At 75.5% G+C, this 12,590-nt stretch carries 9 protein-coding genes; 7 read left to right on the forward strand and 2 right to left on the reverse strand.

What is annotated here, in order from left to right; all coding sequences use genetic code 11:
- Window positions 1-267: 267 nt before the first annotated feature.
- The gene (locus tag AB0O29_RS16835; RefSeq protein ID WP_365152283.1) at window positions 268-1,884 is read right to left on the reverse strand and encodes a CocE/NonD family hydrolase; all 1,617 of its coding nucleotides are present in this window, start codon (window positions 1,882-1,884) and stop codon (window positions 268-270) included.
- Between the two features lie 374 nt (window positions 1,885-2,258).
- Here AB0O29_RS16835 and AB0O29_RS16840 point away from each other — a divergent pair, with 374 nt between their 5' ends.
- From AB0O29_RS16840 to AB0O29_RS16870, 7 genes are all read left to right on the forward strand, one after another.
- The gene (locus AB0O29_RS16840) at window positions 2,259-3,059 is read left to right on the forward strand and encodes a TIGR03084 family metal-binding protein (RefSeq protein WP_365152286.1); all 801 of its coding nucleotides are present in this window, start codon (window positions 2,259-2,261) and stop codon (window positions 3,057-3,059) included.
- Window positions 3,056-5,008 (forward strand): acyclic terpene utilization AtuA family protein, encoded by a 1,953-nt coding sequence (locus AB0O29_RS16845; protein ID WP_365152288.1) that lies wholly within the window; start codon window positions 3,056-3,058, stop codon window positions 5,006-5,008. Before AB0O29_RS16840 ends, AB0O29_RS16845 begins: the two co-directional genes overlap by 4 nt.
- Window positions 5,005-6,603, forward strand: a complete 1,599-nt coding sequence (locus tag AB0O29_RS16850; RefSeq protein ID WP_365152290.1) for a carboxyl transferase domain-containing protein — start codon at window positions 5,005-5,007, stop codon at window positions 6,601-6,603. Before AB0O29_RS16845 ends, AB0O29_RS16850 begins: the two co-directional genes overlap by 4 nt.
- A gap of 8 nt (window positions 6,604-6,611) precedes the next feature.
- A complete protein-coding gene (locus AB0O29_RS16855) occupies window positions 6,612-8,519 on the forward strand; it encodes a biotin carboxylase N-terminal domain-containing protein (protein ID WP_365152292.1) in 1,908 nt (635 codons plus the stop codon).
- Window positions 8,516-9,679, forward strand: coding sequence for an acyl-CoA dehydrogenase (locus tag AB0O29_RS16860; protein WP_365152294.1), 1,164 nt, complete (start codon window positions 8,516-8,518; stop codon window positions 9,677-9,679). Before AB0O29_RS16855 ends, AB0O29_RS16860 begins: the two co-directional genes overlap by 4 nt.
- A gap of 243 nt (window positions 9,680-9,922) precedes the next feature.
- Complete coding sequence (locus AB0O29_RS16865; protein ID WP_365152296.1) at window positions 9,923-10,663, forward strand: enoyl-CoA hydratase family protein; 741 nt, start codon at window positions 9,923-9,925, stop codon at window positions 10,661-10,663.
- Entirely contained in the window at window positions 10,651-11,343 is a 693-nt protein-coding gene (locus AB0O29_RS16870) for a TetR/AcrR family transcriptional regulator (RefSeq protein WP_365152298.1), read from the forward strand. The genes AB0O29_RS16865 and AB0O29_RS16870 overlap by 13 nt, the downstream gene beginning before the upstream one ends.
- Before the next feature lie 61 nt (window positions 11,344-11,404).
- Here the strand turns inward: AB0O29_RS16870 and AB0O29_RS16875 are convergent, their stop codons facing one another.
- On the reverse strand, window positions 11,405-12,511 hold the full coding sequence (locus AB0O29_RS16875) for a citrate synthase 2 (protein ID WP_365152300.1): 1,107 nt from the start codon (window positions 12,509-12,511) through the stop codon (window positions 11,405-11,407).
- Window positions 12,512-12,590 lie beyond the last annotated feature (79 nt).

A 12,590-nucleotide genomic window follows, 5' to 3' on the forward strand; every position in this document is an offset into this window, starting at 1 on the left:
GTCAAGGGTCGCCGCAGGCGATCGCGAAGCGACGCGACGAAGGAGCGCCCTTGACAGGGCGGCCCGACGCGGAAGGACGATGAGACTGGCGGGAAACCCCCAGCCCTCCCTGAGACCGCCCCGCCGAGGCCCCGCCCTCCCCCGGCCCCGCCGCACCGTGCCACCCCCGCCCAGCCCCCACCCCCGCCCGGGCGGGTGGGCAGCCACCGCCCGGCCCCCGGCGCCTCGCGGGGGAGATGGCCGGCCCCCGCCGCGCCCCGTACACCCTCACCCCACCGGCAGCTCCACGTACGACGGCGTCGGCTCCGGTGAGGTGAACGACAGGGTGGCGCGGGGGAGGTTGGCGTCCGCGTAGAAGGGGTCTCGGGGGGTGAGGGCCAGCATCGGGCGGTGGCCCGGGGGGAGGTCGTACGCCGTCGGGTGGAGGGTGATGTCCGCGGTGATCAGGCTGTCCGGCGGGGAGTGCAGGTCGCTGAACGGGGCGTGGGTGATCAGGCGGGCCGAGCCGTCGGGGGCGAGGTCGAGGAGGTAGGCCACGAAGGTGGAGCCGGAGTTCGCCGCCCGGTAGGTGACCCGCAGGCGCGGGGTGCCGCGCAGGCGGGTGGTGTCCGCCGCCGGGGCGGCGGTCCACACGGCGGCGGCGGTGCGGTCCATCGCGGCGGCGGCCGGGTGGTGCCGGGGCCGGCCGGCCAGCTCGGCGTCCCCGGAGCGGGCGACCGCGTCGGCGACGGTCACCGGGGTCTCGACCCCGCACACGACGCCCGCCGCCCAGCCGGGGTCGGGCTCGGCCGTCAGTTCGCCGGTGCCGGTGAGGTAGAGGCGGCGGGTGAGGCGGGTGGGGGGCGGCCAGGTGGGGGAGGGCTCCAGGGTCCGGCTCCACATCACCTCGCAGAGGACCTCCCCCTCCGCGTCGACGCCGTTGTCGAGGCCGAGGAGGTGGCGGTCGAACCAGCGGTGGGCGTCCGTCCACACCCGGTTGGGCAGTCCGGGCAGGCCGCTGGACTCGGGACCGCCGTGGTCGCCGATGGAGAGGTCGATCCGCTTGGGGCCGGTGAGTTCCTGGAACATCCGCAGCACCTGCCCGGCGGGGAAGAGGGTCTCGTGCCAGGCGTGCGCGCAGAACACCGGCACCCGCCGCCGGACCAGCTCCTTGACGTACGTGAAGGGTGAGCGCCGCTCCGCCCACGCGCGGGTCTCCCGGCCGTCCCGGTGGGCGAGTACGTCCTCCAGCGCGCGCTCCGCCGGCCGGCCGAGCCGGGCCCGCGGGGAGGCGGTGAGCAGGGCGTGGACGGCGGCGGTGCGGCGCGTGGCGTTCTCGCCGAGCACCTCCCCGAGGTCGGCCCAGCCGCTGAGGGCCGCCACCGCGTCCACCCGGGCGTCGTGCGCGGCGACGAGCTGGGCGATCCCGGCGCCGTAGGAGACGCCGAGGAGGCCGATCCGGCTGACGGGTCCGGCGGCGCGTTCCAGCAGGTGGTCCAGGGCGTGCCGGCCGTCGGTGACGTCGAGCGGTCCGGCGAGGTCGGACTGGCCCTCGGAGGCGGCGAACCCGCGCGGGCTGTAGGCGAGGACGTCGTAGCCGCGCAGCGCGAACCGGGAGGCCTGGACGGCGTACGCGGGCCAGCCCAGGTCCGTCCACGGCGCGGGCATCACGACCACCGGCCGCGCCGCGGATCCGGTGTGCCGCCAGAGGGCGGCGTCGAGGAGGTCCCCGTCGGCGCCGGTCACCTTGCCCCGGCTGAAGACGGCGGCGGCCCGCACGGCCCCGACCTCGGCGGCCCGTGCGGGCGGCAGGCCGTCGGTCTCACCGGTTTCGAGGGCGGTGGCGAAGGCGGTGAGGGCGGTCGCGTCGAGTTCGGGGTGGAGGGAGTGGGCGGCAGGGTGCACGTCGGATCATCCTCATCGTCTCGTCGTCGAGTGGCATGGACGGGTGGGGACGTGTTCGGACGTGGGGGGGAGTGGGAGAGAGGCGCATGCGCCGCTTGTGCTCCGGTGGTACGGGCGGCGCACTCAGTATCGGCGCGGCGCGCGGGGTGTGCCCGGGGGCTTGCGGGGGACGGCCGGAATCGCCCGTGGGGGTGGCGGGCGGCGTCGGTGCCGTGGGCTTCGGGGAAGCGGTCGGCGGGCTCAAGTGGCCTGCGGTGGAGCGGGGTTGGCCGGTGGCGGGAATCGGTCGGGGCGGAATGAAAATCATGCAAGCATGCTTGATTGTTTCTCGGACGGCTGCCAGGCTTCCCCTCACGCCGAGAGGGGAGCACGCCGTGCCCGAGCCGTCCGTCGTCGCCGTCTTCGCCGATCTCCGCGAGGAGGGCCGTGAACTCGACTCCCTCGTAGGGGGGTTGGCCGAGCCCGAGTGGGCGCGGCCGACGCCCGCCGAGGGGTGGGGCATCGCCCATCAGATCGCGCACCTGCACTGGACGGACCGGGCCGCGCTGCTCGCCCTCACCGATGCCGAGGGCTTCGCGCGGGAGGTGGAGGCGGCCCTCAAGGCCCCGGACTCCTTCGTCGACGAGGGCGCCGAGGAGGGCGCCCGGCTGGCGCCCGCCGAGCTGCTCGCGCGGTGGCGGGCCGGGCGGGAGGCGCTGGACCGGGCTCTGGCCGCGGCCTCCCCCGACGCCCGGTTCCCCTGGTACGGGCCCCCGATGAAGGCCGCCTCGATGGCCAGCGCCCGGCTGATGGAGACCTGGGCCCACGGCCAGGACGTCGCCGACGCGCTCGGTGTGCGCCGCGCCCCGACCGCCCGGCTGCGGCACGTCGCGCGGATCGGGGTGCGGGCGCGGGACTACGCGTACGCCGTGCGCGGACTGGCCGTGCCGGACGGGGAGTTCCGGGTGGAGCTGACGGCCCCCGACGGGGCCGGGGTGTGGGCGTACGGGCCCGAGGACGCCGGGCAGCGGGTCACCGGGCCCGCGCTGGACTTCTGCCTGCTGGTCACCCAGCGCGCCCACCGCGCCGACCTCGCCCTCACCGCCGAGGGCGCCGACGCCGACCGCTGGCTGGACGTGGCGCAGGCCTTCGCCGGCCCCGCCGGCCCGGGCCGCGAGCCGCGGGGCGAGCGGTGAGCGGCCGCCGTCCGCTGCGCATCGGCAACGCCTCGGGCTTCTACGGCGACCGGCTGGGCGCGGTCCGCGAGATGCTGACCGGCGGCCCGCTCGACGTGCTCACCGGCGACTACCTGGCCGAGCTGACCATGCTGATCCTCGGCCGCGACCGGCTGAAGAACCCGGACCTGGGCTACGCCAAGACCTTCCTGAGGCAGCTGGAGGAGGGGCTCGGGCTGGCGCACGAGCGGGGCGTGCGGATCGTCACCAACGCCGGCGGGCTGAACCCGGCCGGACTGGCGGACGCGGTGCGCGCGCTGGCGGGCAAGGTGGGGGTGCCCGTCCGCGTCGCGCACGTCGAGGGCGACGACCTGATGCGGCACGTCGAGGGCGACGACCTGATGGGGCACGTCGAGGGCGACGACCTGATGGGGCACGGGCAGACGGCGGCGGGGGCGGGGCCGGCGGCGTGGGAGGGGGCGCTGACCGCCAACGCGTACCTCGGCGGAGCCGGGATCACCGCCTGCCTGCGGGCGGGCGCGGACGTGGTGGTCACCGGCCGGGTCACCGACGCGGCGCTGGTGAGCGGGCCGGCCGCGTGGTGGTTCGACTGGGGGCCCGAGGAGTACGACCGGCTGGCGGGGGCGGTGGTCGCGGGGCACGTCCTGGAGTGCGGGACGCAGGCCACCGGCGGGAACTACGCCTTCTTCACCGGCCACGACGTACGCCGGCCGGGCTTCCCGCTGGCGGAGGTCTCCGAGGACGGCTCGGCGGTCGTCACCAAGCACCCCGGCACCGGCGGGCTCGTCTCCCCGGGCACGGTCACCGCGCAGCTCCTGTACGAGACCCAGGGCGCCCGCTACCTCGGCCCCGACGTCACGGCCCGCCTGGACACGGTGCGTCTGACCCCGGACGGCGAGGACCGGGTCCGGATCAGCGGGACCGTGGGGGAGCCGCCGCCGGACACCCTCAAGGTGGGGGTGACGAGGGTCGGGGGCTGGCGCAACGAGGTCGTCTTCGTCCTGACGGGCCTGGACGTCGAGGCGAAGGCGGCGCTGGTGCGCGAGCAGCTCGCGGACGCGCTGGCGGGGGTGGAGGGCGTGGCCTGGACGCTGGCCCGCACCGATCACGCGGACGCGGACACGGAGGAGGCGGCGAGCGCCCTGCTGCGGCTGGTGGTCCGCGACCCGTCGCCGGACCGGGTGGGACGCGGCCTGACGGGCGCGGCGGTCGAGCTGGCCCTGTCGAGCTACCCGGGCTTCCACGTCACGAGCCCGCCGGGGCCGGCCCAGCCGTACGGGGTGTTCACGTCGGCCCTGGTCCCGGCGGACGCCGTCCCGCACATGGCGGTCCTCCCGGACGGGACCCGGGTGGCGGTCCCGCCGGCCGGGGCCCGGGCGGGCGGCGGGGCCGCTGACCTGGCCGCTGACCTGGTTTCCCCCACCCCGCCCCTTCCCGGAACCGGGGCTCCGCCCCGGACCCCGTCCGGGGGCGGAGCCGCCGGCCCCACCACCCGTGCCCCCCTCGGGCTGGTGGCCGGGGCGCGGTCCGGGGACAAGGGGGGTGACGCCAACATCGGGGTCTGGGTCGAGGGCGACGCCGCCTGGGAGTGGCTGCGCGAGACCCTCACCGTCGAGGCCCTCCGGGTCCTGCTCCCCGAGACCGCGCCCCTCGCCGTCGTCCGCCACGAGCTGCCCCGGCTCCGGGCCCTGAACTTCACCGTCGCGGGGATCCTCGGCGCCGGCGTCGCCTCCGGCCACCGGTTCGACCCGCAGGCCAAGGCCCTCGGCGAATGGCTCCGGGCCCGCCACGTGGACATCCCGACGCACCTCCTGCCACCCGCCCCGGAGGGCCGCTCCACTCCCGAGGGCCGCTCCGCTCCCGAGGCGCCACCCGCCCCCGAGGGCCCCGCCGCTCGCGCCGGAGCGGCCGACCGTACGTCACCCGCCCCCGAGGGGATCCGCCCATGACCCGTCTCGCCACCGCCGTCGACCCGCTCGCCCCCGAGCACGCGCAGGCCCGTACCGCCGCGCTCGAACGGCTCGACGCGCTGCACGCCGAACACGCCAAGGCCCTCGCCGGCGGCGGGGAGAAGTACACCGCCCGCCACCGCGGCCGCGGCAAGCTGCTGCCCCGCGAACGGGTCGAGCTGCTCCTCGACCCCGACACCCCGTTCCTCGAACTGTCCCCGCTCGCCGCCTGGGGCAGCGACCACCCCGTCGGCGCCTCGATGGTCACCGGCATCGGCACCGTCGAGGGCGTCGAGTGCCTGATCACCGCCAACGACCCCACCGTGCGCGGCGGTGCCAGCAACCCGTGGACCCTCAGGAAGGCCCTGCGCGCCAACGAGATCGCCCTGCGCAACCGGCTCCCCTGCATCAGCCTCGTCGAGTCCGGCGGCGCCGACCTGCCCTCCCAGAAGGAGATCTTCATCCCGGGCGGGGCGATCTTCCGCGACCTCACCCGGCTGTCCGCCGCCGGCATCCCCACCGTCGCCGTCGTCTTCGGCAACTCCACCGCGGGCGGCGCCTACATCCCGGGGATGTCCGACCACACCGTCATGATCAAGGACCGTTCCAAGGTGTTCCTGGGCGGTCCGCCCCTCGTCAAGATGGCCACCGGCGAGGAGAGCGACGACGAATCGCTCGGCGGCGCCGACATGCACGCCCGCGTCTCCGGCCTCGCCGACCACTACGCCCTCGACGAGTACGACGCCATCCGCCAGGCCCGCCGCATCGTGGCCCGGCTCAACCACCGCAAGCCGTACCCCGAACCGCCGCGCGCCCAGGAGCCGCTGTACGACGCGGAGGAGCTCCTCGGGATCGTCCCGCCGGACCTGAAGACCCCCTTCGACCCCCGCGAGGTCATCGCCCGCATCGTCGACGCCTCCGACTTTGACGAGTTCAAGCCCCTCTACGGGCCCAGCCTCGTCACCGGCTGGGCCAGCCTGCACGGGTATCCCGTCGGCATCCTCGCCAACGCCCAGGGCGTCCTGTTCAGCGCCGAGTCGCAGAAGGCCGCCCAGTTCATCCAGCTCGCCAACCAGCGCGACATCCCGCTGCTCTTCCTCCACAACACCACCGGCTACATGGTCGGCAAGGAGTACGAGCAGGGCGGCATCGTCAAACACGGCTCGATGATGATCAATGCGGTGTCCAACTCCCGGGTCCCGCACCTGTCCGTCCTCATCGGAGCCAGCTACGGCGCCGGGCACTACGGCATGTGCGGCCGCGCCTACGAGCCCCGGTTCCTCTTCGCCTGGCCCAGCGCCAAGTCCGCCGTCATGGGCCCGCAGCAGCTGGCGGGCGTGCTCTCGATCGTGGCCCGGCAGTCCGCCGCCGCCAAGGGGCAGCCGTACGACGAGGAGGCCGACGCCGGGATGCGGGCCTTCGTCGAGGCGCAGATCGAGTCCGAGTCCCTGCCCATGTTCCTGTCCGGGCGGCTCTACGACGACGGCGTCATCGACCCGCGCGACACCCGAACCGTCCTCGGCCTGTGCCTGTCGGCCGTCCACAACGCCCCCGTCGAGGGCGCCCGTGGCGGCTTCGGCGTCTTCCGGATGTGAGCCCGCCCATGACGAACCCGATCACCTCCCTCCTCGTCGCCAACCGGGGCGAGATCGCCGTACGGATCTTCCGCACGGCCCGCGCCCTCGGCCTGGCCACGGTCGCCGTCCACTCCGACCCCGACGCCGACGCCCTGCACGTCCGCTCGGCCGACACCGCCGTCCGGCTGCCCGGGGCCGCCCCCGCGGACACCTACCTGCGCGCCGGCCTGATCGTCGAGGCGGCCCGCGCGGCGGGCGCGGACGCCGTCCACCCCGGGTACGGATTCCTCTCCGAGAACGCGGACTTCGCCCGCCGGGTCGAGGCCGCGGGGCTGGCCTGGATCGGCCCGCCGCCGGAGGCCATCGAGGCCATGGCCTCCAAGACCCGGGCCAAGGACCTCATGCGGGCCGCCGGGGTGCCGCTGCTGGAACCCGTCGACCCCGCCACCGCCACCGCCGCGGACCTGCCCCTGCTGCTGAAGGCCGCGGCGGGCGGAGGCGGCCGGGGGATGCGCGTCGTACGCGACCTGGACTCCCTCAAGGAGTCCCTGGACGCGGCCGCGGCCGAGGCCCTCTCCGCGTTCGGCGACGGCGAGGTCTTCGCCGAGCCGTACGTGGAACGCGGCCGCCACGTCGAGGTCCAGGTCCTCGCCGACGCCCACGGCACCGTCTGGGCCCTGGGCACCCGCGACTGCTCCCTCCAGCGCCGCCACCAGAAGGTCATCGAGGAGGCCCCGGCCCCCGACCTCCCCGAGGAGCTCCGGACCCGCCTGCACGCCGCCGCCGTGGCCGCCGCCCGGGCGGTGTCCTACCGGGGCGCGGGCACCGTCGAGTTCCTCGTCGGCGCCGACGGCCGCCCCTACTTCCTGGAGATGAACACCCGCCTCCAGGTGGAACACCCCGTCACCGAAGCCGTCTTCGGCCTCGACCTCGTCGCCCTCCAGCTCCGCGTCGCCGAGGGAGAACCCCTCCCGCCGGCCCCGCCCGAGCCCTCCGGCCACGCCGTCGAGGCCCGGCTGTACGCGGAGGACCCCGCCCTCGACTGGCGCCCGCAGACCGGCGTCCTGCACACCCTCTCCGTCCCGGAACACGTCCGCGTCGACACCGGGTTCACCGACGGCGACAGCGTCTCCGTCCACTACGACCCCATGCTCGCCAAGGTCATCGCCCACGCGCCCACCCGCGCCGAAGCCGTCCGCGTCCTCGCCGACGCCCTCTCCCGCGCCCGTATCCACGGCCCGGTCACCAACCGCGACCTCCTCGTCCGCTCCCTGCGCCACCCGGAGTTCACCGCCGCCCGGATCGACACCGGCTTCTACGACCGCCACCTCGAAGCCCTCACCGAAGGCGCGCCCGACCCCGCCCTCGCCTGCCTCGCCGCCGCCCTCGCCGAAGCCGCACCGGCCCCCGGCGCCCCGCTCGCCGCCCGGCTGGGCGGCTGGCGCAACCTCCGCTCCCAGCCGCAGACCCGCCGCTACACCGTCGCCGGCACCGAGCACGAGGTCCGCCACCACCCCGTCGACCGGCCCGGCGTACGCGTCCTGGCCGCCGCACCGGAGCTCGTCACCCTCGAAGTCGACGGGGTCCGGCGGATGTTCCACGTGAAACACGAATCGAACACCGTCTACGTGGACTCCGCGCTCGGCTCCCACACCCTGACCCCCGTCCCCCGGTTCCCCGATCCCCAGGACCGCACCGAACCGGGCTCCCTGCTCGCCCCCATGCCCGGAACCGTCGTCCGCGTCGCCGAGGGCCTCGCCCCCGGCACCGCCGTCACCGCCGGGCAGCCCCTGCTCTGGCTGGAGGCCATGAAGATGGAGCACCGCATCCTCGCCCCCGCCTCCGGCACGCTCACCGCGCTCCACGCCGCCACCGGCCAACAGGTCGAGTTCGGCGCCCTGCTCGCCGTAGTCCAGGAGGAAACGCCGTCATGAGCCCCGCCGCCACCGAAACCGAAGAACACCAGGCCCTGCGCACCGCCGTCGCCGCCCTCGGACGGCGCTACGGCCGCGACTACCTCGCCCGCCTCGCCCGCGAGGGCGGCCACCCCGACGAGCTGTGGGCCGACGCCGCCAAGCTCGGCTACCTCGGGGTCAACCTGCCCGAGGAGTACGGGGGCGGGGGCGGCGGCATCGCCGAACTCTCCATCGTCCTGGAGGAACTGGGCGCCGCCGGCTGCCCGCTGCTGATGATGGTCGTCTCGCCGGCCATCTGCGGCACGGTCATCGCCCGCTTCGGCACCGAGGCCCAGAAGCGGGCCTGGCTGCCCGGCCTCGCGGACGGCAGCCGCACCATGGCCTTCGGGATCACCGAACCCGACGCCGGCTCCAACTCCCACCGCATCACCACCACCGCCCGCCGCGACGGCGGCTCCTGGGTCCTCACCGGCCGCAAGGTCTTCATCTCCGGAGTGGACATCGCCGACGCCACACTGATCGTCGGCCGCACCGAGGACGCCCGCACCGGCCGGCTCAAGCCCTGCCTGTTCATCGTCCCGCGCGAGACCCCCGGCTTCACCCGCTCGGTGATCGACATGGAGCTCCAGGCGGCGGAGAAGCAGTTCGAACTCGTCCTGGACGAGGTCCGGCTCCCCGCCGAGGCGCTCGTCGGCGACGAGGACGCGGGCCTGCTCCAGCTCTTCGCCGGCCTCAACCCCGAGCGGATCATGACGGCGGCCTTCGCCATCGGGATGGGCCGGTACGCGCTGGGCCGGGCCGTGGACTACGCCCGCACCCGGCAGGTGTGGCAGGAGCCGATCGGCGCCCACCAGGCCGTCGCGCACCCGCTGGCGGCCGCGCACATCGAACTGGAGCTGGCGCGGCTGATGATGCAGAAGGCCGCCCGGCTGTACGACGCCGGGGACGACATGGGGGCCGGGGAGGCGGCGAACATGGCGAAGTACGCGGCGGGGGAGGCGTGCGTGCGGGCGGTGGACCAGGCCGTGCACACCCTCGGCGGGAACGGGCTCACCCGTGAGTACGGGCTGGCCTCCCTGATCACGGCGGCCCGGGTCGCCCGGATCGCGCCGGTCAGCCGGGAGATGATCCTCAACTTCGTCAGCCACCAGACGTTGGGGCTCCCCAAGTCCTACTGATCCGCCGCTGCGCGGAGCCGCTCCCCGCCCCGCCCTTCGCCCGTTCCCCGGGGCTCCGCCCCGGACCCCGCGCCCCGATCGCCGACGGGCCCGGACTCCAGCCGCCCCGACCGGGTGAACCCGGTGCCGTGCCTGCCCTGACCGGGAGGGGGGCGGGCGGATCGGGGGCCGGGGCGGGCGGGGGCGCCGCGTACCCTCCCCGGAGGGGCCGGCGCCCCGTCAACAGACCCCTCCGGAGGAGACATGGCCCCACTCGTGCACGCCGCCCGGGCGACCGGCATCACCACCCTCACCCTCGACTCCCCGGCCAACCGCAACGCGCTCTCCGCGCAGCTCGTCGGCGAGCTGCGGGCCGCGATCGCCGGCGCGGGCGAGGACTCCGGCACCCGCGCCGTGGTCCTCACCCACACCGGGAACACCTTCTGCGCCGGCGCCGACCTGAAGTCCCCCTGCGACCCGGCCGACTTCCTCGCCCTGCTGCGCGAGCTCACCACGCTCCCCAAGCCGGTCGTCGCCCGGGTCACCGGCCACGTCCGCGCGGGCGGCCTCGGCCTGCTCGGCGCCTGCGACATCGCCGCCGCCGGGCCGGGGTCCTCGTTCGCCTTCACCGAAACCCACCTCGGCCTCGCGCCCGCCGTGATCTCGATGACCCTGCTGCCCCGCCTCGACCCCCGCGCGGCCTCCCGCTACTTCCTGACCGCGGAACCCTTCGACGCCGCCGAGGCCACCCGGATAGGGCTGCTCACCCTCCACACCGACGGCGACCCCGACACCGCCCTCGCGCCCGTCCTCGACGGACTGCGCAAGGCCTCCCCGCAGGCACTGGCGGAGACCAAGGCGATGGTGGCCGCCGGCGTACGGGAGGCCCTGGACCGCGACGGCGCCCGCCTGACGGAACTCTCCGCGCGGCTCTTCGCCTCCGCCGAGGCCCGCGAGGGCATCACCGCCCGCTTCGAGCGCCGGGACCCGTCATGGGTGCGCTGACCGGAGCGGGCACCGCCCCCCAAGCCGCCCCCCGAGCCGCCCCCGACACCGCCCCCGGTGCCTCTCAAGCCGCCCCCCAGGCAGCCCCCCGCCCCGGCACCGGCGCCGTCCCCAAGCAGGCGCGCAGCCGCGTCACCCGCCGCCACCTCCTGGAGGCGGCCGTCTCCTGCCTGGCCGAGCACGGCTGGGCGGGTTCCACCGTCGCCGTGGTCGCCGAGCGCGCCGGGGTCTCGCGGGGCGCGGCCCAGCACCACTTCCCGACCCGGGAGGCACTGTTCACGGCCGCCGTCGAGTACGTCGCCGAGGAACGCTCCACCGCCCTGCGGGAGCTCTTCCAGGCCGCCCCCGCCCCCCGGCCGGCGGTGGTCGAGGCACTGGTCGACCTCTACACCGGGGCGCTGTTCCGGGCCGCGCTCCAACTGTGGGTGGCCGCCTCCAACGAGGAGCAGCTGCGTCCGCAGGTGACGGAGCTGGAGGCCAGGGTGGGCCGGGAGACCCACCGCATCGCGGTCGAGCTGCTGGGCGCGGACGAGTCGGCGGCGGGCGTGCGGGAGACCGTGCAGGGCCTCCTCGACATGGCCCGGGGCCTGGGCCTGGCGAACGTCCTGACCGATGACACGGCCCGCCGGGAGCGGGTCGTCGCCCAGTGGTCGAGGATCCTCGACGCCGCCCTGGGCTGAGGAACGCGAAGGGCGCCGCACCCCGGCGAGGGGGTGCGGCGCCCTCGGGGCGGGCGGACCGTCAGGCCGTGGACGCGATATCCGCGTAGCCCTCGATGTCGCGCGGGTCGCGCCGGCCCGGGCCCGTGTAGCGGGCGGACGGGCGGACCAGGCGGCCCGTGCGCTTCTGCTCCAGGATGTGCGCGGACCAGCCGGCCGTACGGGCGCAGCTGAACATGGACGTGAACATGTGCGCCGGGACCTCCGCGAAGTCCAGCATGATCGCGGCCCAGAACTCCACGTTCGTGGCGAGCACCCGGTCGGGGCGGCGCGCGTGCAGCTCCTCCAGCGCGGCCTTCTCCAGCGCGGCGGCCACCTCGTAGCGGGGGGCGTCGAGCTCCTTGGCGGTGCGGCGAAGGACGCGGGCGCGCGGGTCCTCGGCGCGGTAGACGCGGTGCCCGAAGCCCATGAGCCGCTCGCCCTTGTCGAGGGCCTTCTTCACGTAGGCCACGGCGTCGCCGGTGCGCTCGATCTCCTCGATCATGCCGAGGACGCGCGAGGGCGCCCCGCCGTGCAGCGGCCCGGACATGGCGCCGACGGCGCCCGACAGGGCCGCGGCGACGTCGGCGCCGGTGGAGGCGATGACGCGGGCGGTGAAGGTGGAGGCGTTCATGCCGTGCTCGGCGGCCGAGGTCCAGTAGGCGTCGACGGCCTTGACGTGCTTGGGGTCGGGCTCGCCCCGCCAGCGGATCATGAACCGCTCGACGACGGACTCGGCCTTGTCGATCTCCCGCTGCGGCACCATCGGCAGGCCCTGGCCGCGGGCGGACTGGGCGACGTACGAGAGGGCCATGACGGCGGCCCGCGCGAGGTCGTCGCGGGCGGTGCGCTCGTCGATGTCGAGGAGCGGTTTCAGGCCCCACACGGGGGCGAGCATGGCGAGCGCGGACTGCACGTCGACGCGGATGTCGCCGGAGTGGACCGGGATCGGGAAGGGTTCGGCGGCCGGCAGACCCGGGTTGAAGGCACCGTCGACCAGCAGGCCCCAGACGTTCCCGAAGGAGACGTGGCCCACGAGGTCTTCGATGTCCACACCCCGGTAGCGGAGCGATCCGCCTTCCTTGTCGGGCTCGGCGATCTCCGTCTCGAACGCGACGACCCCTTCGAGTCCGGGTACGAAGTCGGACATGCGGCGGCTCCCTCAGATAGTGCGAACACGCGCGGTTCCCGGCGTGATTCGCGGTCCGGCGCGGTCATCACCGTTGATG

The sequence above is a fragment of the Streptomyces sp. NPDC089915 genome (assembly GCF_040684675.1).
Classification (GTDB): Bacteria; Actinomycetota; Actinomycetes; order Streptomycetales; family Streptomycetaceae; genus Streptomyces.

Bases quoted from the DNA above. Each gene is read 5' to 3' on its own strand.
- AB0O29_RS16875 (WP_365152300.1), bottom strand. From the start codon at position 12,511: ATGTCCGACTTCGTACCCGGACTCGAAGGGGTCGTCGCGTTCGAGACG.
- AB0O29_RS16855 (WP_365152292.1), top strand. From the start codon at position 6,612: ATGACGAACCCGATCACCTCCCTCCTCGTCGCCAACCGGGGCGAGATC.
- AB0O29_RS16865 (WP_365152296.1), top strand. From the start codon at position 9,923: ATGGCCCCACTCGTGCACGCCGCCCGGGCGACCGGCATCACCACCCTC.
- AB0O29_RS16850 (WP_365152290.1), top strand. From the start codon at position 5,005: ATGACCCGTCTCGCCACCGCCGTCGACCCGCTCGCCCCCGAGCACGCG.
- AB0O29_RS16860 (WP_365152294.1), top strand. From the start codon at position 8,516: ATGAGCCCCGCCGCCACCGAAACCGAAGAACACCAGGCCCTGCGCACC.
- AB0O29_RS16870 (WP_365152298.1), top strand. From the start codon at position 10,651: ATGGGTGCGCTGACCGGAGCGGGCACCGCCCCCCAAGCCGCCCCCCGA.